General features: G+C 59.5%; 24 protein-coding genes. 5 read left to right on the top strand and 19 right to left on the bottom strand.

Going from position 1 to position 25973, the window contains the following annotated elements:
- Positions 1 to 24: 24 nt before the first annotated feature.
- The 4 genes from I6J72_RS03335 to dapB all read right to left on the bottom strand — a co-directional run bounded on the left by I6J72_RS03335 (position 25) and on the right by dapB (position 4598).
- On the bottom strand, positions 25 to 2121 hold the full coding sequence (locus I6J72_RS03335) for a ribonuclease J (protein ID WP_204099916.1): 2097 nt from the start codon (positions 2119 to 2121) through the stop codon (positions 25 to 27).
- Positions 2122 to 2123: 2 nt separating this feature from the next.
- Positions 2124 to 3032: a 4-hydroxy-tetrahydrodipicolinate synthase gene (gene dapA / locus I6J72_RS03330; protein WP_204099915.1), complete on the bottom strand. Its 909-nt coding sequence runs from the start codon at positions 3030 to 3032 to the stop codon at positions 2124 to 2126.
- 70 nt (positions 3033 to 3102) lie between these two features.
- The gene (gene thyX / locus I6J72_RS03325; RefSeq protein WP_204099914.1) at positions 3103 to 3852 is read right to left on the bottom strand and encodes an FAD-dependent thymidylate synthase; all 750 of its coding nucleotides are present in this window, start codon (positions 3850 to 3852) and stop codon (positions 3103 to 3105) included.
- Positions 3852 to 4598 carry a 4-hydroxy-tetrahydrodipicolinate reductase gene (dapB, locus tag I6J72_RS03320; protein WP_204099913.1) on the bottom strand — a complete coding sequence of 249 codons (747 nt, stop codon included), beginning with the start codon at positions 4596 to 4598 and terminating at the stop codon, positions 3852 to 3854. The genes thyX and dapB overlap by 1 nt, the downstream gene beginning before the upstream one ends.
- A 315-nt stretch (positions 4599 to 4913) precedes the next feature.
- On the opposite strand from dapB, the gene I6J72_RS03315 reads away from it, so the two are divergent.
- Positions 4914 to 6194: an HNH endonuclease signature motif containing protein gene (locus I6J72_RS03315; protein WP_204099912.1), complete on the top strand. Its 1281-nt coding sequence runs from the start codon at positions 4914 to 4916 to the stop codon at positions 6192 to 6194.
- A 238-nt stretch (positions 6195 to 6432) separates the two neighbouring features.
- Complete coding sequence (locus I6J72_RS03310; protein WP_204099911.1) at positions 6433 to 7101, top strand: hypothetical protein; 669 nt, start codon at positions 6433 to 6435, stop codon at positions 7099 to 7101.
- 83 nt (positions 7102 to 7184) lie between these two features.
- Here the strand turns inward: I6J72_RS03310 and I6J72_RS03305 are convergent, their stop codons facing one another.
- From I6J72_RS03305 to I6J72_RS03290, 4 genes are all read right to left on the bottom strand, one after another.
- Complete coding sequence (locus I6J72_RS03305; RefSeq protein WP_204099910.1) at positions 7185 to 9464, bottom strand: polyribonucleotide nucleotidyltransferase; 2280 nt, start codon at positions 9462 to 9464, stop codon at positions 7185 to 7187.
- A gap of 140 nt (positions 9465 to 9604) precedes the next feature.
- A complete protein-coding gene (rpsO, locus tag I6J72_RS03300; protein ID WP_039675855.1) occupies positions 9605 to 9874 on the bottom strand; it encodes a 30S ribosomal protein S15 in 270 nt (89 codons plus the stop codon).
- A gap of 79 nt (positions 9875 to 9953) precedes the next feature.
- Complete coding sequence (locus I6J72_RS03295) at positions 9954 to 10874, bottom strand: nucleoside hydrolase (protein WP_204099909.1); 921 nt, start codon at positions 10872 to 10874, stop codon at positions 9954 to 9956.
- Entirely contained in the window at positions 10875 to 11855 is a 981-nt protein-coding gene (locus I6J72_RS03290; RefSeq protein WP_204099908.1) for a bifunctional riboflavin kinase/FAD synthetase, read from the bottom strand.
- Between the two features lie 37 nt (positions 11856 to 11892).
- On the opposite strand from I6J72_RS03290, the gene truB reads away from it, so the two are divergent.
- Complete coding sequence (gene truB / locus I6J72_RS03285; protein WP_204099907.1) at positions 11893 to 12786, top strand: tRNA pseudouridine(55) synthase TruB; 894 nt, start codon at positions 11893 to 11895, stop codon at positions 12784 to 12786.
- A 9-nt stretch (positions 12787 to 12795) separates the two neighbouring features.
- Here the strand turns inward: truB and I6J72_RS03280 are convergent, their stop codons facing one another.
- The 9 genes from I6J72_RS03280 to rimP all read right to left on the bottom strand — a co-directional run bounded on the left by I6J72_RS03280 (position 12796) and on the right by rimP (position 22071).
- Positions 12796 to 13470 (bottom strand): 4'-phosphopantetheinyl transferase, encoded by a 675-nt coding sequence (locus I6J72_RS03280; protein ID WP_070672203.1) that lies wholly within the window; start codon positions 13468 to 13470, stop codon positions 12796 to 12798.
- Entirely contained in the window at positions 13463 to 14284 is an 822-nt protein-coding gene (locus I6J72_RS03275; RefSeq protein WP_204099906.1) for a metallophosphoesterase, read from the bottom strand. Before I6J72_RS03275 ends, I6J72_RS03280 begins: the two co-directional genes overlap by 8 nt.
- A 44-nt stretch (positions 14285 to 14328) precedes the next feature.
- Entirely contained in the window at positions 14329 to 15627 is a 1299-nt protein-coding gene (locus I6J72_RS03270) for an MATE family efflux transporter (RefSeq protein WP_204099905.1), read from the bottom strand.
- Positions 15628 to 16590, bottom strand: coding sequence for a bifunctional oligoribonuclease/PAP phosphatase NrnA (locus I6J72_RS03265; protein WP_204099904.1), 963 nt, complete (start codon positions 16588 to 16590; stop codon positions 15628 to 15630).
- Positions 16591 to 17034, bottom strand: a complete 444-nt coding sequence (gene rbfA, locus I6J72_RS03260; RefSeq protein ID WP_039675870.1) for a 30S ribosome-binding factor RbfA — start codon at positions 17032 to 17034, stop codon at positions 16591 to 16593. It lies immediately after the preceding gene.
- Positions 17035 to 17179: 145 nt separating this feature from the next.
- Positions 17180 to 19930: a translation initiation factor IF-2 gene (infB, locus tag I6J72_RS03255; RefSeq protein WP_204099903.1), complete on the bottom strand. Its 2751-nt coding sequence runs from the start codon at positions 19928 to 19930 to the stop codon at positions 17180 to 17182.
- A gap of 110 nt (positions 19931 to 20040) precedes the next feature.
- On the bottom strand, positions 20041 to 20376 hold the full coding sequence (locus tag I6J72_RS03250) for a YlxR family protein (RefSeq protein ID WP_204099902.1): 336 nt from the start codon (positions 20374 to 20376) through the stop codon (positions 20041 to 20043).
- Positions 20377 to 20484: 108 nt separating this feature from the next.
- The gene (gene nusA / locus I6J72_RS03245) at positions 20485 to 21501 is read right to left on the bottom strand and encodes a transcription termination factor NusA (RefSeq protein WP_039675875.1); all 1017 of its coding nucleotides are present in this window, start codon (positions 21499 to 21501) and stop codon (positions 20485 to 20487) included.
- 3 nt (positions 21502 to 21504) lie between these two features.
- The gene (rimP, locus tag I6J72_RS03240; protein WP_204099901.1) at positions 21505 to 22071 is read right to left on the bottom strand and encodes a ribosome maturation factor RimP; all 567 of its coding nucleotides are present in this window, start codon (positions 22069 to 22071) and stop codon (positions 21505 to 21507) included.
- Between the two features lie 37 nt (positions 22072 to 22108).
- Here rimP and I6J72_RS03235 point away from each other — a divergent pair, with 37 nt between their 5' ends.
- The gene (locus I6J72_RS03235; protein ID WP_204099900.1) at positions 22109 to 22978 is read left to right on the top strand and encodes a hypothetical protein; all 870 of its coding nucleotides are present in this window, start codon (positions 22109 to 22111) and stop codon (positions 22976 to 22978) included.
- A gap of 9 nt (positions 22979 to 22987) precedes the next feature.
- On the opposite strand, the gene I6J72_RS03230 is transcribed toward I6J72_RS03235, so the two are convergent.
- A complete protein-coding gene (locus tag I6J72_RS03230; RefSeq protein ID WP_039675881.1) occupies positions 22988 to 23371 on the bottom strand; it encodes a membrane protein in 384 nt (127 codons plus the stop codon).
- A gap of 26 nt (positions 23372 to 23397) precedes the next feature.
- The gene (locus I6J72_RS03225; protein ID WP_204099899.1) at positions 23398 to 25167 is read right to left on the bottom strand and encodes a proline--tRNA ligase; all 1770 of its coding nucleotides are present in this window, start codon (positions 25165 to 25167) and stop codon (positions 23398 to 23400) included.
- A 32-nt stretch (positions 25168 to 25199) separates the two neighbouring features.
- Here I6J72_RS03225 and yaaA point away from each other — a divergent pair, with 32 nt between their 5' ends.
- Positions 25200 to 25922, top strand: coding sequence for a peroxide stress protein YaaA (gene yaaA, locus I6J72_RS03220; RefSeq protein WP_204099898.1), 723 nt, complete (start codon positions 25200 to 25202; stop codon positions 25920 to 25922).
- The last annotated feature ends 51 nt before the right edge of the window (positions 25923 to 25973 follow it).

The following is a 25973-nucleotide window of genomic DNA, read 5'->3' as shown; positions in this document are numbered from 1 at the left end:
CGCTGGGGCGCAATCGTCGCTGTTTTAGAGCGACTCGCGGGAGGCGAGCACCTCGTCGTCGTCCGGCAACAGGATATCCGAGTTGGTCGGAACGATCGTCGGCAGGATAACCGGCTCACGCTTGTACTTCGAAGACATGAGCTTGGCTACCTTACGGCGAATCTTCTGCACCATTCGGTAGGTATCGTTCTCACCCTCTGCGGCGAGATCGTTCATGGTATCCTCCACCATCTCTGCGACCTCCGGCACGATGCCGCGGTCGTCATCAGAGAAACCAGTAGTGGAGACCGTTGGGTGCTCGAGCAGACGCGAGGTGCGGTTGTCGATCACACAGGTAATCGACACCACGCCTCCTGCACCCAAGTTGGTGCGGTCTGCCAAGGTGTCCGCGTCGACGTCACCCATGGACACGCCATCGACGTAAAGGTTGCCCACCTGGATCTGGCCGACGACCTCGGCGCGGCCATTGCGCAAGTCAACCACGACACCGTTCTGAGCAAGGACTACGCGATCACGGGCAACACCCGTGGAGATTGCGAGCTCCTTGTTCGCGCGCAGGTGGCGCCATTCGCCGTGAACCGGCATGGCGTTCTTCGGGCGTGCTGCGTTATACAGGAACAGCAGCTCACCACCGTAGCCGTGGCCGGAGGCGTGAACCTTGGCCTCCTTATTGGTGATGACTTCAGCACCAATCTGGGACAGCATGTTGATGACTCCGAATACTGCTTCCTCGTTACCCGGGATGAGGGAGGAGGAGAAGATGATGAGGTCACCATCACGGACCGTGATCTGACGGTGCTCGCGACGAGCCATGCGGGACAAAGCGGCCATCGGCTCGCCCTGGGTACCCGTGGTGATGAGCAGAACCTTGTGCGGAGCCATCTTGGCTGCCTCATCGATCGGGATGATGGTGCCGCGCGGAACCTTGAGGAAGCCCATCTTTTCCGCAATCTCCATGTTGCGCATCATGGAACGGCCGTTGAATGCGACCTTTCGGCCGGCAGCCACGGCAGCGTCGATAGCCGCCTGCACGCGGTACACGTTCGACGCGAAGGACGCGATAATCACGCGCTGCTTGGCTCCAGAAACCAAACGCTTAAAGGTTGCCGGAATGTCACCTTCAGAGGCAGAAACACCCGGGATGTTGGCGTTGGTGGAGTCACACAGCATGAGGTCCACGCCCTCATCACCGTAACGCGACAGTGCTGGGAGGTCAGTCGGGCGGTTATCCAGCGGGGTCTGGTCCAGCTTGATATCACCGGTGTGAATGATATTGCCAGCCGGGGTGCCGAGCATGACACCAAGTGCGTCCGGGACCGAGTGGTTCACTGCCCAGAAGCGGCAGCGGAACGGACCGTAGTTCACATCAGACTTCTCGTTGACTTCAACGAACTTCGGCTTCTGGCGGTGCTCCTTACACTTTGCAGCAATGAGCGCGATGGTGAAGCGCGATGCCACGATCGGGATATCCGGGCGCAGCTTCAAAAGCCACGGGATAGCGCCAATGTGATCCTCGTGCGCGTGGGTTACGACGAGGGCCTTGACCTTGTGAATCTTCTTCTCAATCGGACCAAAGTCCGGCAGAATAAGATCCACGCCCGGCTCACCGGAGGACGGGAAAAGCACACCACAGTCGATGATGAGAAGTTCATCCTGATACTCAAAGACGGTCATGTTGCGACCGATCTCAGAGATACCACCCAGAGCATAAATGCGCAGGGCATCCTTTTGTTGCTTCGGAGGTTCCGGCAAACGCTTGGTCAGGTCCGCGCCCTGCATGGATTTAGGCACGTTGCGGCGGCCACGGTTGTTATTGCGGTTGCGGCCGTTGTTGCGACCACCATTGTTGTTGCCGTTATTACCGTTATTGTTAGCGCCACCATTGCCACCGCGGCCGCGGCCACGGCCGCCGCGGGAACCACGGGAACGGGAGCGGCGGTTGCCGTCCTCGGAATTTGAGTTGTTCGAGTTGTCAGACTCGTTCGAATTAGTGCCAGTCGCAGCCGATTCATTCGGCGCTTGGAAAACCGGCGAAGCCGCCTCATTCGAGGCGGTCTCAGTCTCCGCAGGCGGGCCCGCCTTGCGGGTTACCTTGCGGGAGCGGTTACGGGATTCAGTCATTCTTAAAGGACTCCAGCCTTCTCCAAATCGTGGCGGAGAGCCTCTACCTCCTCCGCGTCAGCCGCGGATACCGGAAGTCGAGGATCCCCTACTTCAATACCCTGCAGACGCAGGGCAGCCTTAACAAGAGTTGCTCCGCCCAGACGGCCTTGCGCCTGGATGAGCGGGGTTAAAGTTTTCGCGTTAATCTCTCGTGCACGTGCGATATCGCCCTCATCGAAGGCCACGTAGAGATCAGCCAGGGCGCGCGGTGCAAGGTGACCAATCACGGAAATGACACCCGATGCGCCAAGGGCAAGCCATGGCAGGTTGAGGCCATCATCTCCGGAGTACCACGCTAAACCGGTCTCCTGGATAAGCGGTGCGGCCGCAACAAGGTCGCCCTTAGCGTCCTTGACGGCCTGAATGTTCGGCACGTCCGCGAGACGGAGAATCGTCTCCGTTTCAATCGGGATGCCCGAGCGGCCAGGAATGTCGTACAGACAAATCGGAAGATCCACGGCGTTAGCCACGGCAGTGAAGTGCGCGTACACACCAGCCTGGGAGGGCTTGGAGTAGTACGGGGTAACAACCAAAAGGCTATCCGCACCTGCATCAGCAAAGGCGCGTGCCGCCTCGACGCTGGTAGCGGTGTTGTTGGTTCCCGCACCAGCACAGAGGGTGGCTCGGTCCCCTACCTCTTCCTTCACAGCCGCAAACAGCTCCAGCTTTTCATCCAACGACGTCGTGGGCGACTCGCCCGTAGTACCCGACAAGATGAGCGAGTCGACGCCGTTATCAACAAGATGAGCTGCTAGGCGACGTCCCGCAGACACGTCTAGCGCACCGTCCTGGTCAAACGGGGTGACCATCGCTACGCCCACGCGTCCGAAAGTGTCGACGCCTGTCTGTGCTGTCATACCTGTGCTCATAGGCGTCAAGATTACCCGCTTTGCGCCCTATTAGCTGAATCGGGGCGGTGCGCGAGTCTTAAATTTCTCCTTAAGCGTAGGGGCTCGACGCCATTTCAGTGCCATCGCTCAGGGAGGTGATATTGAAATCGTCGAAAAGCACTGGCGATTGCTCTCGCAACAGTTTCAGACATGTCACCGCTAGCTGCCGCATCTCCGTATCCGCCTGTTCCGTCGCCCGCGCGCCGATGAAGTGACGCCACGCCCGGTAGTTGCCGGTCACGACGATGCGAGACTCCGCCAGGTTGGGTAGCACTGCACGGGCGGCCTGGCGTGCCTGCTTCTTGCGCAGCAATGCATTCGGTTCCTGCTCGAGCTTCGATTCAAGAGCGTCGAGGAGCTCTTCATAGACAAAACGTGCATCGTCCGCCGCCTGCAGAGTCAGGCGTGTGAGCTGTTCATCCTCCGCGATGAGTTTCGGCAGCACCACTTCAGCTTCTTCGGAATGAACAAAGCGCTGCGAGAGTTGCGAAAAAGAGAAATGTCGGTGGCGAACTAGCTCGTGCGTTGCCGAACGCGACAAACCACGGATATACAGCGTCGCGGTTGCGTGCTCGAGCAGCGCATCATGCCCAACCTCGAGGATGTGATGCAGATAAGCCTGGTTCGACGCAGTACGTGGGTTCGGCTTATCGAAGGACTCGTAACAAGCTCGCCCAGCGAACTCGACAAGAGCCTCGCTTTCCGACGCCTCCCCGTCCACCTCCCAGTCCACTCCCTGCGGCGCGTGGAAAGAAGTGGCCGCGATGAGCTGGACATCAAGCTCAGTGACCTTAGCCATTACAGCTCCAAGTACTTTTCCAGGCCCACGGTCAGCCCTGGATGAGACTCAATTTCCCGCACACCCATGAGCACGCCTGGAGTGAAAGAGGAACGGTCATAAGAATCTTGACGGATCGTCAGCGACTGGCCCTGGGTACCGAAGATAACTTCTTCATGCGCCACCATTCCTTGCATGCGGACTGCGTGAACATGGACGCTGTCAACATCCGCGCCGCGTGCTCCGTCGAGGGACTGCTCGGTCTTGTCCGGCATTGCATCCAATCCAGCCTCTTTGCGAGCCTTCGCGATGCCCTGTGCGGTATGAACCGCGGTGCCGGACGGCGCATCGAGCTTGTTCGGGTGGTGATACTCAACCACCTCAGCGCTGTCGAAGAATTTCGCAGCTTGCGCCGCGAAGACCATGGTCAGCACAGCCGAAATAGCAAAGTTGGGAGCGATCAACACGTGGCCCGCGCCGTCCTCCTTCGTCCATTCCTCCACTTGCGCCAGACGCTCGGCGTCGAAGCCCGTGGTCCCCACGACGGCGTGAATGCCATGCTGAGTACAGAATTCAAGGTTGCCCATAACGGAAGCAGGCTGGGTGAAGTCAACGGCTACCTGCGCGCCAGCTTCGACTAGCTTCTCAAGCGGAGTATCGCGATCGATTTCAGCAACAAGCTCCAGATCCTCTGCAGCGTTGACGCCCTCCACGATTGCTTGTCCCACGCGGCCCTTAGCGCCGAGGACACCCACCTTGATAGTCATTCACAATCCCTTCATCCGTGTTCGTGCGGTTAACTGTGCCCAGTCTATCCCTGAAGATATGCAGCGCTCAGAAAGGGGCATGTGGCGCCATCTTTCTTCGATTGCACCATTCACCTACCCCCGTTGTTGTGTATGAGTAAAACCTATACCCCAGCTCGGCAAGAGTCGAACACACAACCTAAAGCACTGCTTGACACCCCCATGCTTCTTGATTTGTGAAGTTTATCCCCGCAGGCTATAGACCTGGTGCGGTGACACCACTAGGATTGGGTTTAGAACACTTCTTCTAACTAGATCATTTTCGGGGATACGCCAATGAGCACCACCACCATCCGCCCGGACGCCTTCTTTAGTATTACCAACCCTGATAACCCACACGCTGTTGCGCGCAGCATTGCCAGGAAAGCCACCTACCAGGCCTGGCTTAGTGGTAAACCACAGCTTGAAGACGATATCGACACCACAGCACTCAGCCTCGTCAACACCTGGGCATTAACCGAAGGACACATCAAAGCAGGCCTTAGAGCCCTCCACCGCCTGGATACCCTGCCGAAGGTCAAGGCCGTGCAAGAAGAGCACTATGTACTTGATATCGAATCCCTTATCGCTATTGACCAACCCATGTCAGCCCTTGCCGGGCCTACTACTGCCACACTTACGCTCATTGATGGCATGCTGGCAGACTATTTCACCCCCACCACACCCAACCAGGCTTTTCCTACCCGCAGCCAAATAAGACGCAAAGTCCGCGACTTATGCAAAGCACTCGATGACACCATCGCCTACCGGGACACCCGCCCGAAAGACACCTACACGTTCTACTCCAACGGCACTACTGCGTGGCTTGAACTTGGAGTCGATGAGAATACCGGCATCAAACTCGATGCCTTCATCCGCAAAACCGCCGCCCACGAAGGCCTAAGCCTTACCGAGGCCGTAAAGAAACTTCTCAGCGGTGAAATCACCCCACCGGCAACCGTTATCCTCAATACTTATAGAGCCTGCGATGTTGACAATGCCCCAACCTATGTTGAGGGCTTTGGGTGGAAAGCCACCCCCATGCCACACGATAAACAACGCGACCTGACAAAACCTAGTGAGGAAACAGATTCCTATCGCCCAGGTGTGGGAATGCGCAAAGAAGTCGAAGGAAGAGACGGCACCTGCCGCATCGACGGATGCACTGAACCAGCCCACCACACCCAACTAGACCACCGGCACAACTATGCCGACGGTGGTGCCACTCACCCCAGTAACTTGGCGTGTTTGTGCCAGAAGCATCACAACATGAAAACCGATGGCACTCTTCACTACCTTCTGGACCCAAATAGCGGGGATATCATCTGGCTATTTCAAAACGGCACCTGGTGCATCACCGAACCAGAAGGACCCCTAGCACCTAAACAAAAACGCTGGGCCCAAACAGTAGGCCAACACATCACCACCACCCGCACACGCATAAGAGAACAAGCCCAAAGACTCAAACAAGCCCTCGACGACTACCACCAACAACAAACCCAAACAAAAGAAACCAAAACAGCAGAAACAGACACCGAAGCCCAAACCAGCGACACCACCGACGACATCCCCTTCTAAACCCCAGCCGTCGAATCAAACGACGAAGGGTCGCAGGAGCCGAGGGCCGGAGGGAGATAGAGAAAGCCTCCCTAAAGGTAAAAGTCGGCGCAGATTCTTGGGCGGAACTTTTAAGAGTTAGGGAGGCTAGCCGGCCGGAGAATGCCCGGCGGGATGTTAAGCAGGGATGCCTACGTGCTGCTGCTCATTATGATGGTCTAGGAAGCTAGATCCTGCTGTCACAGCTGAAGGGATAAAAATGGCTCGCTCTATTGCACCGACCACCGTCATCGGGGTCATCATTGCCGGATGTGCGTTGACCATCACCGCATGCTCTGATGGTGGTTCGCACACCACAAATTCACCTGCCTTTAGTTCGGTTGAATCCAGTCCGCGAGTTGCTGAAGCTCCAGCCAGTGAAAAAGTGACCCCAGAGGACTCGGGAGCGCAAAGCAGCTCGCAGACAACGACTTCAGCACAGTTTGCGGGCATGGGTACAGCAGCCCTGGATAATCAGCATCACATGCCCGAACGGCTTGGAGATCTCACGCCAACTAAGGTGCGTGTGGGGGCTCACAATGGCTTTACCCGCGTAGTTATTGATCTCGAAGGAAGCGGCGAACCGGGCTGGTTTACCACCTACACAGATAGCCCAACTCAACAGGTCTCCGGTTACCCGGTTGAGGCAGAAGGAAGTGCTTTTCTCGACGTCGGAATCGAGGGAACTCCTTGGCCATCTACGCCCGAGCTTGAGGAACGGCATATTCAGCCAGGAGTCACTCCAGGTTCCGGCGTCGTGAGTGAGGTCGTCTACACCAGCTCATTTGAGTCACAATCGCAATTCATCATTGGTCTGCAGAAGAGGACGCCGTACTCGGTGACATTTCTCGAGGACCCCAAACGACTTGTACTTGATTTCCAGGACTAGCAGCACCCAACAAGCTAAGAGCCCCGCCATCGCAGCCCATGAACGAGCTGGAGAGCGGGGCTCTGGCTTATTAGGTTTGGGAATTAGTCTTCCTCAACCGGGACCAGGGAAATCTTGCCGCGGTTATCGATGTCCGCGATTTCGACCTGGATCTTGTCGCCGACGTTGACCACGTCTTCGACCTTTTCGATACGCTCATCGCCGCCCAGCTTCGAGATGTGCACCAAGCCGTCGCGGCCCGGGGTCAGGGATACGAAGGCGCCGAAGGCCACGGTCTTCACCACGGTGCCGAGGAAACGCTCGCCGACCTTGGGTAGCTGCGGATTGGCAATGCTGTTGACGCGCTCGATGGCGGCCTCAGCAGCCTCGCCGGTAGCAGCGGAGACGTAAACGGTGCCGTCTTCCTCGATAGAGACATCAGCGCCGGTTTCCTCGGTAATGGTGTTGATGGTCTTACCCTTCGGACCGATGAGCTCACCAATCTTGTTGACCGGGATGGTCACCGAGGTGATACGCGGGGCAAGGCCAGACATCTCGTCTGGTCCTTCGATAACCTCAGCCATGGTTTCGAGGATGGCGGAGCGGGCATCGCGGGCTTGCTCGAGGGCGTCGGCAAGCACGTGCGATGGAATGCCATCCAGCTTGGTGTCCAGCTGCAGAGCGGTGATGAATTCGGAGGTACCTGCGACCTTAAAGTCCATGTCGCCGAAAGCGTCCTCGGCGCCGAGGATATCGGTCAGCGCCACGAACTTTTCCTTACCCTTGACTTCACCGGAGACAAGGCCCATAGCGATACCGGCCACCGGAGCCTTGAGCGGAACACCTGCGTTGTACAGGGACAAGGTGGAGGCACACACCGAGCCCATGGAGGTGGAACCGTTGGAGCCCAGAGCCTCGGAGACCTGGCGGATAGCGTACGGGAAGTCCTCACGGGACGGGATAACCGGCAGCAAGGCACGCTCAGCCAGCGCACCATGACCAATCTCGCGGCGCTTCGGGGAACCCACGCGGCCGGTCTCACCCGTGGAGTATGGCGGGAAGTTGTAGTGGTGCATGTAGCGCTTGGACTCCACCGGGGTCAGGGAGTCAATCTGCTGCTCCATCTTGAGCATGTCCAGGGTGGTGACACCTAGGATCTGAGTCTCGCCACGCTCAAATAGGGAGGAGCCGTGGGCACGCGGGATGAGATCCACCTCCACGCCGAGGTCACGCAGGTCAGTAACACCACGACCATCAATGCGGAAGCCTTCAGTGAGGATCTTGTTACGGACGATATCCTTCATCACAGCGTTGAAGGCGTTACGGATCTGCTTGGAGGCATCCGCCTCCTCAAGGTCATCGAACTCATCAAGGAGATCGGCTTCGACCTGCTCCATGTACTCGTTCGTTGCATCATCACGGTCTTGCTTACCCGGGATGGTGAGCAGCTTCTGCAGCTTCTTGGAGGCTGCCTTCTCCACTGCTTCGTATACATCCTCGCTGTAGGCCGGGAAGAGCGGGAACTCCTGGGTCTCCTTCGCGGCGCGCTCAGCCAAACCTGCCTGAGCCTCACACAGCGTCTTAATGAAGGGCTTGGCAGCTTCCAAGCCCTCGGCCACGGTGGATTCCTGGGGTGCCGGGGCGCCTTCCTTGATGCGTTCGGCCACGTTCACGCCGGCGCCTGCCTCCACCATCATGATGGCGACATCGTCCTTGTTGCCCTTCTTGACAATGCGGCCGGCAACGACCATCTCAAACAGGGCGCGCTCATGCTGCTCGTTGTTCGGGAAGGCTACCCACTGGCCCTTCGGGTGCTTGTCATCAGCAATGAGTGCCATGCGCACACCTCCCACAGGACCGGAGACCGGCAGGCCGGAGAGCTGGGTAGAGGCAGAAGCACCATTGATGGCAACCACGTCGTAGTACTCTTCCGGGTCCATGGAGAGAACCGTGACGACAACCTGAACCTCGTTGCGCAGGCCCTTCACAAAGGTCGGACGCAACGGGCGGTCAATAAGGCGGCATGCCAGGATAGCCTCAGTGGAGGGGCGGCCCTCCCTGCGGAAGAAGGAGCCTGGGATCTTGCCCGCTGCGTACATGCGCTCCTCGACGTCCACGGTCAGCGGGAAGAAGTCGAAACCTTCGCGTGGCTGGTTGGACGCGGTGGTGGTGGACAGGAGCATGGTGTCCTCGTCCAGATAGGTGGTCACGGAACCGCCGGCCTGACGGGCGAGCTGGCCCGTCTCGAAGCGAATGGTGCGGGTGCCAAAGTCGCCATTATCCAGGGTGGCGATGGCTTCGGTGATGCCATAGTCATCGTCGATAGCGAACTCGACGGTGTTGTTGGCAGTGTGCTTGGTGTTTTTGGCGTTTCTAGCGCTCATGTTTGTGACTCTCCTTGGAGGTGTCCTGGCGATCTTCGGTGCCGCCTCTTCGATTCGGTATTTCTGACAACGTCCAAGGATTTTACCAGATGGCATAAGAAAACCCCCGCAGGGAGTGCGGGGGTTGAATTGGTGCGTGCTTAGCGACGCAGACCCAGACGAGAAATCAGGTCACGGTAACGATCAACGTCGTTGGACTCCAGGTACTTCAGGAGGCCGCGACGACGACCAACCATGAGCAGCAGGCCACGACGGGAGTGGTGGTCGTGCTTGTGGCCCTTGAGGTGCTCGGTCAGGTTGTTGATGCGGGAGGTCAGCAGGGCAACCTGTGCCTCGGTGGAACCGGTATCGGTCTCGTGCAGGCCGAACTCCTTGAGGATTTCTGCCTTCTTCTCGGTGGTCAAAGCCATGGAAAAATCTCCTATTGTATTTCAGTCCACATGAAATAATGCGCAATCAAGCGCTGCTAGTGACTACTGTGGACCGCAGTCAGCAAGCCGAAGTAGAAGTATAGAGGCTGGTGAGCTTCGACATCAAATCATCAACGAAGCGCGGAGCATCCACGCCGACCGCGACGCGTGTCGTCGCAGGAGCAGATAGGCGTTCAGGGTCGCCGATAGTGCGCCCATTCTCCTCGCACCGAAGGTTGAGATCGATGCACTCAACAAACGACGGATCAGCGGCGACAGCTACGGCAAGGGGGTCGTGGAGCCCACAGCCACCTAAGTGCGGCGATGTCGTGGCATAGGCACCGATGTAGTAGTCCACGATGTCGGCATATATCCTCCCTGCCGGGGTAGTGCGCCACTGCGCGGTGTGTTCTGTAGTGAGAAGCGTGCGCAGCGTGACGTCGAGCCCCACCATGGTGAGGTCCTGTGCATGGCGGAACACATAATCTGTGGCCTGCGGATCTTGGAAGACGTTGGCCTCCGCAAAGGGAGTGACATTGCCCGGCACGGTAAGCGCTCCGCCCATCATGACGATGCGAGCGTTGCGTGCGAAGTCCGGGTCCTTCTGCATGGCGGCCGCAATGCTTGTCGACGGCCCCGTGGGCACAATCACCAGCGCTTCCCCATGTTCCCGGACGGATTGGATGAGGAAATCCACAGCGTCGCCCTGTGCGGTACCCCGCGGCGGGGGCAGCAGGATCTCACCGAGGCCATTGCGTCCGTGGATAAAGGCGGAAATCGGCGCTACGGTGAATCCCTCCCTCGTTGGCCCGGTATAGACGGGGACGTTGTCAGCACCGAGCAGCTCCAAGAGGGCAAGTGCATTGCGCACGCCAAGCTCTACAGGCACATTGCCATAGGTTCCGGTAATACCGATGAGGTCGAGGTCGGGGTGCGCCAGGGCATATGCCAAGGCCAAGGCGTCATCGATGCCGGTATCGAGGTCGAGGATGATCTTCATTTAGGACTCCTGGGCAAGAATCTCACGCACACGTGCGACGTCGCGCTTCATGGCGGTGAGCAGCTCATCAACAGAGTTGAACTTTTCCATGTCGCGCACATGGTCCACGAAGTGGACGGTGGCCTCGTGCCCGTATAGGTCAGCATCACGGTCGAGGACGAAGGACTCCACCGAGCGCTCTTCATCCCCGAACGTGGGATTCGTGCCCACAGAAATAGCTGCCGGGTAGGGCACGCCTGGCTCCATATCGCCCTCAACCGGTGCATCGGTGGGCTCAATGACAAACCAACCCGCGTAGACACCATCGGCGGGAATGGCAACGGACTCCGGGAAGTACTGGTTGGCCGTCGGAAAGCCCAGCTCCTTGCCACCACGCCCGGCGCCGCGGACGACGGGACCGGTCACCGAGAAGTGGCGCCCCAATGCCCAATTCGCGCGGGAAATATCGCCACGATCAAGTGCGGCACGAATATTCGTAGAGCAGATGCGCTCGCCGTCGTCACTCAGCAGCGGCACGATATCAACATCGAATCCGAACTCAGCGCCAAACTCTGACAAAGCACTCGCCGTACCCGCAGCCCCGGCACCAAAAGTGAAGTTCTCCCCCACCACAATATGCTTCGAATGCAGGTCGCCAACGAGCAAGTCTTCCACGTACTGACGGGGCTCAACGCCGCGCAATTCCTGAGTGAAGTCGATAACGAGCACAGCGTCGATGCCCATCTCTTCAGCCAACTGCATCCGGCGCTCAAAAGTAACCACGGCCAGCGGTGCACGTTCTGGGAGGAAAACCGACACCGGGTGCGGATCGAAAGTCACCATTACTGCGCGGTAGTCATTGGCACGCGCATGGTCGACGGCCCTAGTAATGAGCTGCTGGTGGCCGCGGTGCACGCCATCGAAGACACCGATGGTCACCGTGGTCGGCCCGAGGTCCGCGGGGATGTTATCGATTCCGTACCAAATATCCACGAGCACCATGCTATCCCACAACTGCCTGTGGCTTAGACTACAGGGCATGACTGATCCGCTCGCACGTTCCGGCCTCGTGGTCGTCGATAAGCCCGCAGGTATGACCTCCCACGATGTGGTTGGAAAACTCCGCCGCTATTTCCACACACGCAAAGTCGGTCATGCGGGCACACTCGACCCCATGGCCACAGGCGTGCTGGTAGTGGGGTTGGAGCGAGGTACCAAATTTCTTGCCCACATGGTCGCTTCAACGAAGGCTTATGACGCAACGATTCGCCTGGGTATGGCAACCCACACCGACGATGCGGAAGGAGAACGCACCTGGGGCGAATCAGCAGGAAACCTGAGCGAGGAAACCATTGCCCAAGAGATCAGCAATCTCACTGGAGATATCATGCAGCGACCCGCCGCTGTCTCCGCCATCAAGATTGATGGCAAGCGCGCGCATGAGAGAGTACGTGCCGGCGAGGATGTGGAGATTCCCGCTCGCCCGGTGACAGTAAGCCGCTTCGATGTCACGGAACTGCGCCGCGAGGGTGACTTCGTTGACCTCGACGTGTCTGTGTCGTGTTCCTCGGGAACCTACATTCGTTCCCTCGCCCGCGACCTCGGGGAGGCCCTCGGCGTAGGCGGGCATCTCACCGCACTGCGCCGCACTGAGGTGGGGCCTTTTACGCTTGACGACGCCCTCCCCCTCTCCACCCTTGAAGAAAACCCCGTGTTGTCCTTGTCTCTCGATGAAGCGCTGGCTCGCAGCTACCCGGTCCTCGATGTTACTGCGGACGAAGCTCGGGCCCTTGCTATGGGAAAATGGCTGCAGCCGCGTGGGTTGAAGAAAACCTATGCCGCCGTCGATCCAGAAGGCCGTTCTATCGCACTGGTAAAGGAAAAGGGCAAGCGCTTAGCCACTGTGTTTGTGGCGCGTCCGTCGACGCTTTAAGCGCCCCCGCTACTTATCGAAGTTGAGTGCGGGCACGGAGGTAGCCACGATGACGTAGCCTTCCCGGATAATCCAACGCCCAGTGATAAACGGCACCGGAGTGGGCCGCGCCAAGATATAGGAGATGAGCGTGCCGTCAAGGCGCAGATCGATTTCGGCTTGGTCGAAGTCGAGCCAGCGCCGCGTCATGGGGAACCATGTTTTATACGTGGCCTCCTTGGCACAGAACAACAACCGGTCGGGGCACGTAACACCAGCTTCCTGCAGCCGGGTTAACTGCGGCATCTCCCCTGCCCGGGCGATCATGGTCAAAACATGGTCCGGCAGCGGTTCAGCGGGTTCGGCATCGAGGCCCATCGAGCGCACGTGGGTCGTAGGTGCAGCTACCGCAGCGCGCAAGCCCTCTGTATGCGTCATCGAACCTGTAAATCCTTCAGGCCACAGCGGCATGCCACGCTCCCCGCGGAGAATGGGCTCGGCGCGGGTGTAGTTCAATTCTTCAAGGGCGCGGTGAGCGCACCAGCGGGCATCGCCAAACTCAGCCTTGCGGATGTCAACAGCTTGGGAGACCACCGAGCGCTCCTCTGGGGAGAGGTGGTTGTAGTTGAGCAGGTCCGTGAACGAGTCATCGGTACGCACGTAGCAGTAGCGAGCGGATTCCGGGAACAGGAAAGGTTCAAGCATGTTCTGCCCTCCCCGTCCTTTCATCTATCACTAATACTGGATACGGCCACGGCTGCAGCTCTCCATGCGCTTGCCATTCGCGTGGATACCCTAACGACACCTCGATGTGATCTACACCGTCAATGTTGGTGCGGTTCGGCATGTGGAGGTGGCCGTAGATAACAGCCTTGGCATTGTAGCGCCGTGGCCAGGCCCTCGTGTGGCGGGTACCGCACCACAAAGCCACCTCGGGCCAGCGCATGTACAACGTTGGTTCCTGGACCAAAGGCCAATGGTTAACCAGAACGGTTTCTCCCTCCACACGGGAGAGCCGCTTGATGGAATAGGCCAAGCGGTCCCAGCACCAAGCGCGGACATCCACAAAAGGCGCGATGGCGAACTCATCTGTCATAACAATCTGTTTTTGCTTGGCGCTAGCCAGCGCGTGCTCGACCGTAGTTCCGGGTGGGCGGAAGCTGTAATCGTAGAGAGTAAACAGCGGAACAATGGTGACCCCGCCAAACACCGGAAAAGGATCCTCAGGGGTAATGACACCGATCTCGCGGCAGCCTTCAACGAGACGGTCATATTTATCCCGGCCCTTATAAAGGTCTTGCCCTCGGGAAAATAGCTCATGGTTACCGGGAGCCCAGATAACGGTGTCGTAGCGGTTCTTCAGGCGAGCGAGGGTGCTGAGAACCAAGTCGATTCGCTCGGCCACGTCGCCCGCCACGATGAGCCAGTCACGGGGATCTGGAGGAACCAGTTCATCGATGCGGTCCCCGTTAACGCGTACAGCGGCATGGAGATCGGAGACGGCCCACAGGGTGGTCATGGCGCCTCCTTCACATAAATATTCCCTCTACTTTTACCACAGGGTTAGACCCGTGCCCACCGCATAGAGTAGAAGCGCCACATCACGCCCACCATGCGGATAAGGATAAATGCCGCAATGCCGCCCCAGACTCCAGCCAAACCGGCGTTGAGGGCATAGGCCAACCACACTCCAGGTAGGAAGCCCAAAAGCACAGACGCCAACGTCAGCGTGCGCAAGAAGGCGGCATCCCCCGCGCCCAGGAGCACGCCATCGAGAGCAAAGACCACCCCGCCGATCACAACGAGAAAGGTCATGACCCACCAAGGGCCAGAAATAACGTCAAGAACTTCTGGGCTGGTGGTGAAAATACGCGGGATAAATCCGGAGCCCAGTGCCAGGACGGCGGCAAGAGCTAGAGAGAATGATGTGGAGTACACCGTCACCTTCGTGCCCACCATGCGGGCATAGCGCGCAGAACCGGCACCCAAAGCAGCGCCAGTCAGCGCTTGGGCAGCAATGGCAAGAGAGTCCAGGACGAGGGCGAGGAAATTCCACATCTGCATCATGATCTGGTGTGCGGCAAGTTGCGCAGTGCCAATTCGGGAAGCCACCGCCGCTGCGGAAAGAAAAGCCACTTGGAAGCTCATTGAGCGCACAATGAGGTCGCGGCCAAGGACCAATTGGCGGCGCACGACGTGCCACTTCACCTCCCATGAGCCTGTGTGCTCACGGCGCAGTTCCCACAGGAAGAAGGCAGCAATGATGCCCATTCCCATCACCGTGGCAGCGGCCGAGCCCGGCAACCCCCACAAATGAACGAAAATGGGTACCGCGATGGCCCCCGGGATCATGCCAGCGAGGGTGAAGTACAGGGGCTTGCGAGTATCTTGTACTCCTCGCATCCAGCCATTGCCGGCCATCTCAATGAGTGTGAGAGGAATAGCGAACGCCGCGATGCGCAACCACTGGGCTGTTCCTTGTGCAGTTTCCGGATTACCGGTCAGCCAGGTTGCAAAGACACCCGCGAAGAGCCACATGATGGTCGCCAAAACCATTCCGACGCCCACTGCGACCCATGTGGCCTGTACGCCTTCGGCCACGGCCTCTTCGCGTTTGCCTGCGCCGAACAGGCGTGACGACCGCGCGGTCGTGCCATAAGAAAGGAAGGTGAGCTGGGTAGTGACTACCGAATGCAGAGTGGCCGCCGCGCCTAACGACGCCAACTGTGAGGCACCAAGCCGTCCCACGACTGCGGTATCGAGCAGAAGGTAGAGCGGCATAGCCGCAAGAACACCGAGTGCGGGAATGGCGAGGCGAAAAACCTCGCCGGCGGTTACCTTGACTGGTTGCTCTGGCTCCATTTAGGTCAGTGCACCTACCAGCTGCGCAGTGACCTCCTCAGGAGTTCCGTGCGCGGTATAGCCGGCAGCTGGCACGTGTCCTCCGCCGCCGAAGGTGAGGGCCACTTCCGCACAGTTGACGGCGGACGATCGCAGAGACACCGCCCATACCTGTGGCGCCTGTTCTTTAAAGACGACGCCGATATCGGTGCCTTTCAAGGCACGGACGTAATCCACGAAGGACTCAATGGCAGAATCTGCGTGGGAGATGACTTCCTCGTACGGCACGAAAAGCACGGCGAGGCGGTGCTCGCCTGCCTCCTGGATAGTGAGCCCCGAAAGCACCCGGCCGATCATCTGGAGGTCATCGGCAGTATTGGAATCCATGAGCTCAAGCGCGATGTTCTTGGTATCAAGCCCATAGAGCATAAGCCGCGCGGCAATGTCATGCATGGCTGGGCGCCCCCACCGGAAGTTTCCAGTATCGGTCACGAGTCCCGCATACAGGCAGTGCGCGATAACCCGGTCAATCTGGACGGAGATTCTATCGAGGATATCGAGCAACACGACCGTCGTGGACTCGCACACTGGATCCACCACGTTAATCGAGCCGAAGCCCTCGTTCGAGGAGTGGTGGTCGATGCACAGAACACGGCCGGCTGCGGCCAACTCTGCGATGCTGTCCGCTACCGAGCCCGTACGGTCCAACGAGCCACAGTCCAGGGTGACGTACAGGTCATAGCCCGTAGGAAGCTCGTCTACCAACTCGATCTCATCCACGGTCGGAATAGAAAATAGGTTGGCGGAAATATCACGACGCTGACCAATGACCGTGCGGGTTTGCTTACCACGTTGGCGCAGGGCAAGAGTTAGCGCCGCTGCCGAACCTACTGCATCAGCATCGGGACGCAGATGTGTAATGATGCAGACACTGCTGGCTTGGACCAGCGCATCTACTGCAGCTTCGTAGTTGGTCCGTGACACTTAGTCCTCTTCCCTATCCGAGGTCTTGTACGGGTTAGCATCACCGGCCGGCTTCGCGTTCTCCTTCAACTTCGCCAGCTCCTCGTCGCGAGCGCGGGCACGAGCAAGGAGGTCCTCCATGTGCGCCGAAGCCTCCGGAACAGTATCAAGCTCGAAGGACAGTGTCGGAGTAAACCGTACTGAGAGCTGGTCGCCCACAATCTTGCGAAGCTGGCCCTTGGCTCGGTTGAGGGCTTCAGCAGCTTGGTCGAAGTCAGGCTCCGCGTCAATATCTTTACCGCGGACGGTGTAGAACACGGTGGCATCATGCAGGTCACCGGTAACGCGGGCGTCGGTGATAGTCACCAATTCAAGGCGGCGATCTTTAATCTGGCGTTCGATAGCACTGGCCACGATGGCCTGGATGCGCTTGGCCATGCGGGCGGCACGTGCGTGATCAACCATGGTGATGCTCCTTTGAGTTCTGTTCGTGATAACTAGTCTAGGATACCGATCCGACACGGCCTGCCTAAACCGCACCGAAAGAACGACGAAGCCCAGCCAGAAATACTGGCTGGGCTTCAATCACAGGCGAGCTTGTTGCACGCGATTAGTCGCGTGGGACCTCGACCTCTTCGTAGGCCTGGATGATATCGCCTACCTGGATGTCCGGGTAGGACAGGACCATACCGCACTCGTAGCCGGCATTGATCTCGTTGGCATCATCCTTTTCGTGACGCAGCGACTCAATCTTCGCATCGCTGGTGACGACGTTGCCGTCACGCACGAGGCGAACCTTGCCGTTGCGCTTGACCTTGCCCTCGGTAACCATGCAACCAGCGATGGTGCCGACAGCGGAGGACTTGAACAGTGCGCGGATCTCTGCGGAACCGGTATCGCGCTCCTCGTAGATGGGCTTAAGCATGCCCTTGAGAGCAGCCTCGACCTCTTCGATAGCGCGGTAAATCACCGTGTAGTAGCGCACATCAACGCCCTCGGCGTTTGCTTCCTCGGTGGCCTTACCCTCAGCGCGGACGTTGAAGGCAATAATGACGGCGTCGGAAGCAGCTGCCAAGGAAACGTTGGTCTGAGTGACGGCACCAACACCACGGTCGATGATGTTGAGCTGTACCTCGTCGTCGACGTCGATCTCCAGAAGCGCATCCTCGAGGGCTTCGACCGAACCGGCGTTGTCGCCCTTGAGAATAAGGTTGAGCGTCGACGTTTCCTTGAGCACTGCATCCAGATCCTCGAGGGACACACGCTTGCGTGCCTTTGCCTGGAGTGCAGAACGCTTACGGGCGTCGCGCTGTGCTGCGATCTGTCGTGCCACGCGGTCGTCTTCAACGACGAGCAGGTTGTCACCAGCTCCCGGCACGCCGTTAAGGCCCTGGACCTGAACCGGACGGGACGGGCCGGCCTCTTCGACGTCGTTACCAAACTCATCAAGCATGCGGCGTACACGGCCGTGCGAGTCACCGACGACGATGGAGTCACCGATGCGCAGCGTACCGCGCTGAATGATGACAGTAGCCACCGGGCCACGGCCGCGGTCGAGGTGTGCCTCGATAGCAGCACCCTGGGCGTCCATGTCTGGGTTCGCGGTGAGCTCCAGCGCAGCATCAGCAGTCAGGATGACAGCTTCCAACAACTCATCAATGTTGATGTTGTTCTTAGCGGAGATGTCCACGAACATGGTGTCGCCACCGTACTCTTCCGGTACGAGGCCGTACTCGGTGAGCTGACCACGAATCTTGTCCGGAGATGCCTCTGGCTTATCAATCTTGTTCACTGCCACCACAACCGGGATATCCGCGGCCTTGGCGTGGTTGATTGCCTCGATGGTCTGCGGCATCACGCCGTCATCAGCAGCAACCACCAGGATGGCCAAGTCGGTGGACTTGGCACCGCGGGCACGCATAGCCGTGAAGGCCTCGTGACCAGGGGTATCCAGGAAGGTAATGGTGCGCTCGCCATCCTCAAGGTCGACGGTGGTCTGGTAAGCACCAATGCCCTGGGTAATGCCGCCAGCCTCATCCGCACCTTCGTTGGTCTTACGGATGGTATCGAGCAGGCGGGTCTTACCGTGGTCAACGTGACCCATAACGGTCACGACCGGCGGGCGCTTCTCCAGAGCCTCTTCGCCGCCCTCGTCCTCACCAAACTGGAGGTCGAAGGACTCGAGCAGTTCACGGTCCTCGTCCTCTGGGGAGACGACCTGAACCTCGTAGTTGATCTCAGAGCCAAGTAGCTGCAGGGTGTCCTCGGAGACGGAAGCCGTTGCGGTCACCATTTCACCAAGGTTGAACAGTGCCTGTACCAATGCTGCCGGATCGGCACCGATCTTCTCAGCGAAGTCCGCCAGGGAAGCACCGCGACGCAGGCGTACAACCTTGCCGCCACCGTCAGGCAGACGTACGCCGCCTACCTCGTGCTTCTGCTGCTCTTCAAACTCATGGCGCTTCTGACGCTTCGACTTCTTGCCACGACGAGGAGCGCCACCAGGACGGCCGAACGCACCGGCAGTGCCGCCGCGACGACCGCCGCGACCACCGCGGAAGCCGCCGGGGCCGCCACCGGGTCCACCGTGGCCCGGACCACCGCGACCACCGCGGCCACGACCGCCGCCACCGCCACCCGGTGCCTTCGACGGCATGCTGGCCGGGTTCGGGTGAGACGGCATCATGGCCGGCGACGGACGGCGACCTCCGCCACCCTTGTTGCCTTCACCCTGCGGGCGTCCGCCGCCCTTGCCACCGCGGGTATCGCCCGGCTTAGCGCCCGGACGCTGACCCTTAGAGCCCCCCGGACGGGGTCCCGGGCTGGGGCGATCGCTGGAGCCGCCCGTGGAGAACGGGTTGTTGGCTACGCGGCGAGTACCGCCCGGCTTCGGCATAGAACGCGGCGTAGCGCGTTCGCCGCTCTTAGCCGAGCTCTTCTGCTGAGCGCCCGGCTTCGGAGCGCCACCCGGCTTGGGTGCGTTTGCTCCCGGCTTCGGGGTTCCGCCTGGCTTCGGTGCAGCTGCACCCGGCTTCGGAGCACCGCCTGGCTTCGGGGCATGAGATCCCGGCTTCGGGGTGGCACCAGGCTTCGGCGCGGACGTAGCAGATTGGTTGGCTGCCGGCTTCTTCGCGGCAGGCTTCTTCGCACTCGAGCCGGATGCGGCGGGCTTATCCTTCTTCTCCCCGCCCTGGTCTTCCTTAGCTTCATAGTGCGCACGCATCTTCTTAACCACCGGCGGTTCGATGGTCGAGGACGCGGTTTTAACGAACTCGCCCTGTTCCTTCAGCGTGGCGAGTAGTTCCTTGCTGGTTACACCGAGCTGTTTTGCCAGCTCGTGTACACGTAGCTTTCCGGGCACTTGTCTCCTCTTTAATCGTCCTAGGAGCCAAGACCGCGGAAATACGGCTTGACCCCTAGTTAATGGCTATGGACTTTCATCGCTGATGCTGCTTCATGGTTGTGCGCTCATCAGTGTTCGGTCTTCCTTTTTAACTCTGGGCCGCACGGGCTAACGCCCGCCGACTGCACCTGCTGCCGTGCAGCAAGGTACTCACGTACGTGACCTGTGTCCACATCAGTGGACAATCGGAGCGCGCGCCTGAAGGCACGTGTTCGCTCCGCCAGCGCTACTGCTTCCAGATTCGGCGTAATCCATGCTCCCCTTCCGGGAAGCCTGCGACGCGGGTCTGGAACAACACGGCGACCTTCAGGATCGTTCCTATCGGCAACGACTCTGAGCAGTTCCGTGTCGGGATGCTTCTGGCGCGTGGCGATACAAGTACGGAGTCGTTGTCCCTGAGACATCCAACTCCTTACGTTGCGCCGCCACTGTTACTACGCCACAGCATTCCTGCATGTGGGCCGTTGTCTAGTCTACGCGAAAACGGGCCAAACCTTTAATTCCGGCGCGGTTTAATCGCGTGCAGCGTCCGAGTGAATATCGATCTTCCATCCGGTCAGACGCGCTGCGAGGCGGGCGTTTTGACCTTCCTTGCCGATAGCCAGCGAGAGCTGGTAGTCCGGCACGGTGACTTTAGCCACCTGCGCCTCTTGATCGAGGACCTCAACGCGGACAACCTTGGATGGCGCCAAGGCATTGCCGACGTAAATGGCAGGGTCCTCATTGAAATCGATAATGTCGATCTTCTCGCCGCCAATTTCCCGCATGATGTTGCTCACGCGTGCACCTTTCGGTCCGATGCACGCACCTTTGGCGTTGAGCCCCTTAGCGTGTCCCACAACGGACACCTTGGAACGGTGTCCTGCCTCGCGAGCGATGGCGATAAGCTCTACGGCGCCGTCAGCAACTTCTGGGATCTCCAGCTCGAAGAGGCCACGCACCAGTTCTGGGTGCGTACGCGACAACGTGATCTGAACCTTGGCACCATTACGGTTGACACCCACAACATAGGCCTTCACACGGTCGCCGTGCTCGAGTTTTTCACCCGGCAGCTGTTCAGCTGGCAGCAAAATAGCGTCCTGCGAATCATGCTCGGTGCCCAATTGCACCACGACGACGCCTCGCTTATTGGCGTGGATATCGCGCTGCACCACGCCCGATACGACGGTTCCGATGAGCTCAGAGTAGGAGTCGTAGGTCCGCTCGGCCTCGTCCTCGCGCAGTTTACGCAGGATGGCATCACGCACTGCCTGGGCACCGATGCGTCCGAAATTCTCCGGGGTGTCATCGTATTCGCTGATGACCTCACCAGTCTCTGGATCGCTCTCGGTGACGATGACAGCCACAGCACCGCTGTCAGCATCGATGTCCACGCGGGACTTCGTGCCGGCCGCCTTGGTCTCGGCAGACTCAGTGCGGTAATCCAGATAAGAATACAAAAGGGCACCCGCGATGGCTTCGAGCAGGTCCTTGACGGGGACGCCACGCTCGCGCTGAATTGTACGGAGTGCCTCTAGGTCAATATTCACTTATTAATCCTCTCGGGTTGCCGAGTTCTGCTCGGCGAAGTCAAACGTCTGCATAGCCGCCTCCAGCTCCTGTGCTGAAGGTTGAGCAAATTCAATTTCTACCACCGCGCGGGTGATGTTTTCCAATCGCTGGGTCTGGTACTGCACCTCCTTCTTCACAGTCGTGATGAGCGCCACTGATTCTTCATCGTCGGATACGGCGCCGATGCGGGCGACGTGGGTGGTATCGGGGGCGCCGACAAGCGCAAAGCCCACGAGACGCTGACGGTTACGGCGCCAATGCCGGGCAGCAGTGAGTGGGAAATCCACGCCTGGAGTTGAGACCTCAAGGGTGTATCCAGCACCAAAGTTGAGCTCGCCGGCCTCTTCCTTCGCATCAAATAATGCAGAAATGTCCTGCGACAGCTCCTCAATGACATCCGAGCTTGGGCGCTCGTCACCGTCGACACGGATGATGACCTGTGATTTCTTTCCTGCCCGCGTGGTCTTCACGTCCTCGACGTCAAGGCCCCGACGCGCGGCGACCGGCTGCAGGATATCAGTAAGTTGTGCGGGTGTTGGGAATGCCATGCGCTCTAGACTAGGCCACGCGGGTAGGGTCTATCGCGTGAACCGCCGAGTAGTAGTACCTGCCTTGTTCCTCTGTGCCGCGCCATGGCTGAGTGGCTGCCAAGCCAGCGATGCCGTCGTCGATTATTTTGGGCCGCACGCTGACCCAGCCCTAGCCTCGCTGGCGCAGGCAGCAAACGCTGATGCTGCGGCGCTGAAGGAGCTCGATACCGACGCCGCGTCGCTGCGCGCGCAGCAGGCTGAGGAGCTCTACGCGGAGATTGATCGTCTGTGTGGCCGCAATGAGGAGGGCGAGGCCCCGCGCTCCTGCGAGGTCGACCAGGATGTCGAGCCGCGGGAAGCTGCAGATGTTTCGGCCGTGTTGGGCGACGCCTCCGCTGCCACCGAGGAGCAGCTCGACCACGTCGCACCTGAGTCCCGAGCACTCGTCGTGGCCCAAGCCATTGCGCTCGAAGCGTGGAACGGCACGGAACCGGGGGACGCGCCTGAGCTCACCACCGCGGAGCAGGATCAGGCGGCGGAGCTACTCGAGTGGGAATACCAGCAGGTTTATGCCCTTGACTTCGCGCGCTCTTATGTCACCCCCGATCTGGAGGCAACCATTGACGAGCGCCTCTCCCTGCATGAGCACCGCATCCTGCGTCTGCAGGCGGCTCTCGCGCAGCTCGACACAGTGCCTCAGCCGAAAGCTGCCTATGACTCCCCCACCGACGGGTTACCGAATGATGCCGACTCCGCTCGTTTCTTCATCGACGAGGTAGCCCACAATGACACGTTGAAATGGACTGATGCCGCGACGCACGCAGCGGTCTCATCAGAAGGCGACAGCGACGATGAAGCCACCACCGCATGGCGGCGATGGCTCATTGCGGTTGCGGCGCAATCGCACCGCTTCCACACCGCCTAAGCGCGTGGCCTAGTTCTTGTCCGCGTACAGCGACCAGGCGTAGCGCATAACAGGAATCTGCAGCGGCAAGCGCACCGCGTGATAGATCTTCTTGCCAGTGGACGCCTTGCCACTCGAAAGATCCTTGTACGCCTGATAGAAGTTCGCAGGCCACACCGCTGCCAGCAAAGCAAAGGCGGACAGGCCACCAAGCTTGCGCGTCGAAGGGTTGGCCAGCAGCCCACCGGTCACCACCTCCCAAGCACCAGAGGTGAAGTTGTAGAAGCGAGCCGACCCCGGCAACTGCGGCGGAATGATCGACTCGAAAGGCTCCGGCTTAGCGAAGTGCATGATGCCCATGGCGGAGAGTGCTCCGGCCATCGGGTACGTCAGTGCGGGTTTGTGTGAACTCATGCCCGCAAGCGTACGCTTCCTGTCAGCTAGCCGCGGATGAGCTCGGTGAGGGTATCCACGATCTCGTCCGCCGGAACCTCGCGGGTCTCTCCACCGCGAATGCGCAGCTCAATGATGCCGTCGGCGAAGGAGCGACCAAGGATTGCAATAAAGGGCATGCCGAGTAGTTCGGCGTCCTTGAACTTCACGCCTGGGGAGACCTTGGGGCGGTCGTCGAAAAGCACCTCAATGCCCGCACGGTCCAAATCCTCCACAAGCTTCTGACCGGCTTTCATGGCGGCAGCGTCCTTATTAGCCACAGCCACGTGCACCTGGTACGGGGCTACGGCCACAGGCCAGTTGAGGCCCTTCTCATCGTGGCGCTGCTCTGCCAAAACAGCGAGCATTCGGGTCACGCCGATGCCGTAGGAGCCCATGGTGGGAACGGCGCGCTTGCCGTTCTCATCGAGAATCTGCACGTCAAAGGCTTCGGTGTACTTGCGACCCAACTGGAAAATGTGGCCCAGCTCAATGCCGCGCTCCAGGGTCAGAGTGCCCTGGCCATTCGGCGCCGGGTCACCTTCCTTGACCTCCGCGGCCTCGATGAACTCATCCACGGTGAAGTCACGGCCGGCCACCAAGCCGACGACGTGGCGCTGCGGGGTATCCGCGCCAGTAATCCACGAGGTGCCGGAGACTACGCGCGGGTCGGCATAAACCTTCACGCCGTGTGCGTTGAGAGCGCGCGGCCCAACGTAGCCCTTGACCAGGAAGGAATTCTTCTTGAAGTCCCCCTCATCGGCGAGCTCAAACTCGGCCGGTTCGAGAGAAGCCTCTAGGCGCTTTTCATCCAACGCGCGGTCGCCCGGAATAAGAACAGCCGCGAGCTCCCATTCCTTCTCTTCCTCCGTAGCCGCAGGGGCAGCCACCTTGATCATCATGCACTTGAGGGTGTCCGCTGCGGTGACCTCGCGGCCAGCGACAGTAATGCCGGCGCTCTTAGCCCACTCCACCAGCGTTTCGATGGTCTCGGACTTCGGAGTCTCATGCTCCTGCGCGTCCGGCTGGCCTTCGAAGGGAATCTCCTCCGGAGCCTGAGTGACCACGGCTTCCACGTTGGCGGCGTACTCTCCCTCCGTGGCGCGGACAAAGGTATCCTCGCCCACCTCGGACACAGCCAAGAACTCCTCGGAGGCCGAGCCGCCCATCGCACCAGAGGTGGCTTTACAGATGGCGTAATCAATCTCCAGACGGTTGAAGATGTTTTGATAAGCCTGGCGGTGGCGGGCGTAGGACTCATCGAGCCCCTCATCCGTCATGTCAAAGGAATAGGAGTCCTTCATAGTGAACTCGCGGCCACGCAGCACGCCGGCGCGCGGGCGCTCCTCATCGCGGTACTTCGTCTGGATCTGGTACAGCGTGACCGGGAAATCCTTGTAGGAGGAGTACATATCCTTCACCGCTGTGGTGAACATCTCCTCATGGGTCGGGCCCAGGAGCATGTCAGCGCCCTTGCGGTCCTTAAGACGGAACAGGTTATCGCCGTATTCCGTCCACCGGTTCGATGCCTCGTAGGGCTCGCGCGGCAGCAACGCCGGGAAGAGCATCTCCTGGCCGCCGATGGCGTTCATCTCCTGACGGATTACGTCTTCAATCTTGCGCATGGCGCGCAGTCCCAATGGCAACCAGGTGTACACACCCGGCGCGACGCGGCGCACATAGCCTGCGCGGACGAGAAGCTTGTGGCTGGGGACTTCGGCATCAGCCGGATCCTCACGAAGAGTGCGGAGGAAAAGCTCAGAAAGACGTGTAATCATGGTTGCTCAGTCTACATCGCTAGCATGTAGCCATGCTGATCATCCTCCCTCCTTCTGAGACCAAAGCACACGGCGGCAGCGGCGCAGCCGTGAACTGGAACAAGCTTTCCTTCCCGGCGCTCAACCCCATCCGCCAAGAAATCGCTGCAGAATTGTCGGCCCTCGACGTCGATGAAGCGCTGGAGGTGCTCAAGCTCTCTGAGAAGCTGCGTGGAGAAGCCGAGTCCAACCGCGAGTTGGCCTCCTCCCCCACCATGCCCGCGCTGGAGCGGTTTACGGGCGTGCTCTACGACGCCCTCGACGCCCCCACCCTTCCCCCGGAAGCGCGGAGCTACCTCGCCGTGGGCGATGCATTGTTTGGTCTGGTGCGCGCCGATGACCTCATCCCGCACTATCGACTCTCCGGTAGTACGAAACTGGGCGGGCGGACGCTGAAGTCTCGGTGGGGTACGGCCATCACGGATGAGCTGCGTGCGCTTGTCGACGCTGGCGAGTTCCTCCTCGATATGCGCTCGGGTACCTACCAGCAACTGGGCAAGCTCAAGGACGCTGCCACGGTGCGCGTGGAGACTGTGCAGGAGGACGGTTCGCGCAAAGTGGTCTCTCACTTCAACAAGCACTACAAGGGGGAGCTCGCTCGCGTACTCGCTCTCAAGGGCGAGAGCGTCTCCACCCTCGAGGATGCCGCCCGCGTAGCCCAAGAGTCGGGCATGAGCACCGAACTGCGCAGCACCGAGCTGGTGCTCGTGGTCTGATTTATCCATTTATCAATTTATCTACGCCCGCCGATTTATCTATTTATCTAT

The organism is Corynebacterium sp. FDAARGOS 1242, from assembly GCF_016889985.1.
Lineage (GTDB): Bacteria > Actinomycetota > Actinomycetes > Mycobacteriales > Mycobacteriaceae > Corynebacterium > Corynebacterium minutissimum_B.
This window is presented reverse-complemented; position numbering and strand designations above follow the sequence as displayed.

Excerpts from the sequence above, each read along its gene's own strand:
- I6J72_RS03270 (WP_204099905.1), bottom strand. The coding sequence starts at position 15,627 with ATGGAGCCAGAGCAACCAGTCAAGGTAACCGCCGGCGAGGTTTTTCGC.
- rbfA (WP_039675870.1), bottom strand. The coding sequence starts at position 17,034 with ATGGTTGATCACGCACGTGCCGCCCGCATGGCCAAGCGCATCCAGGCC.
- yaaA (WP_204099898.1), top strand. The coding sequence starts at position 25,200 with ATGCTGATCATCCTCCCTCCTTCTGAGACCAAAGCACACGGCGGCAGC.
- I6J72_RS03250 (WP_204099902.1), bottom strand. The coding sequence starts at position 20,376 with ATGTCTCAGGGACAACGACTCCGTACTTGTATCGCCACGCGCCAGAAG.
- I6J72_RS03305 (WP_204099910.1), bottom strand. The coding sequence starts at position 9,464 with ATGAGCGCTAGAAACGCCAAAAACACCAAGCACACTGCCAACAACACC.
- dapA (WP_204099915.1), bottom strand. The coding sequence starts at position 3,032 with ATGAGCACAGGTATGACAGCACAGACAGGCGTCGACACTTTCGGACGC.
- I6J72_RS03230 (WP_039675881.1), bottom strand. The coding sequence starts at position 23,371 with ATGAGTTCACACAAACCCGCACTGACGTACCCGATGGCCGGAGCACTC.
- thyX (WP_204099914.1), bottom strand. The coding sequence starts at position 3,852 with ATGGCTAAGGTCACTGAGCTTGATGTCCAGCTCATCGCGGCCACTTCT.
- I6J72_RS03290 (WP_204099908.1), bottom strand. The coding sequence starts at position 11,855 with ATGGTGCTCGTGGATATTTGGTACGGAATCGATAACATCCCCGCGGAC.
- I6J72_RS03225 (WP_204099899.1), bottom strand. The coding sequence starts at position 25,167 with ATGATTACACGTCTTTCTGAGCTTTTCCTCCGCACTCTTCGTGAGGAT.
- I6J72_RS03295 (WP_204099909.1), bottom strand. The coding sequence starts at position 10,874 with ATGAAGATCATCCTCGACCTCGATACCGGCATCGATGACGCCTTGGCC.
- I6J72_RS03280 (WP_070672203.1), bottom strand. The coding sequence starts at position 13,470 with ATGCTTGAACCTTTCCTGTTCCCGGAATCCGCTCGCTACTGCTACGTG.
- I6J72_RS03315 (WP_204099912.1), top strand. The coding sequence starts at position 4,914 with ATGAGCACCACCACCATCCGCCCGGACGCCTTCTTTAGTATTACCAAC.
- dapB (WP_204099913.1), bottom strand. The coding sequence starts at position 4,598 with ATGACTATCAAGGTGGGTGTCCTCGGCGCTAAGGGCCGCGTGGGACAA.
- I6J72_RS03275 (WP_204099906.1), bottom strand. The coding sequence starts at position 14,284 with ATGACCACCCTGTGGGCCGTCTCCGATCTCCATGCCGCTGTACGCGTT.
- I6J72_RS03335 (WP_204099916.1), bottom strand. The coding sequence starts at position 2,121 with ATGACTGAATCCCGTAACCGCTCCCGCAAGGTAACCCGCAAGGCGGGC.
- rpsO (WP_039675855.1), bottom strand. The coding sequence starts at position 9,874 with ATGGCTTTGACCACCGAGAAGAAGGCAGAAATCCTCAAGGAGTTCGGC.
- truB (WP_204099907.1), top strand. The coding sequence starts at position 11,893 with ATGACTGATCCGCTCGCACGTTCCGGCCTCGTGGTCGTCGATAAGCCC.
- rimP (WP_204099901.1), bottom strand. The coding sequence starts at position 22,071 with ATGGCATTCCCAACACCCGCACAACTTACTGATATCCTGCAGCCGGTC.
- I6J72_RS03310 (WP_204099911.1), top strand. The coding sequence starts at position 6,433 with ATGGCTCGCTCTATTGCACCGACCACCGTCATCGGGGTCATCATTGCC.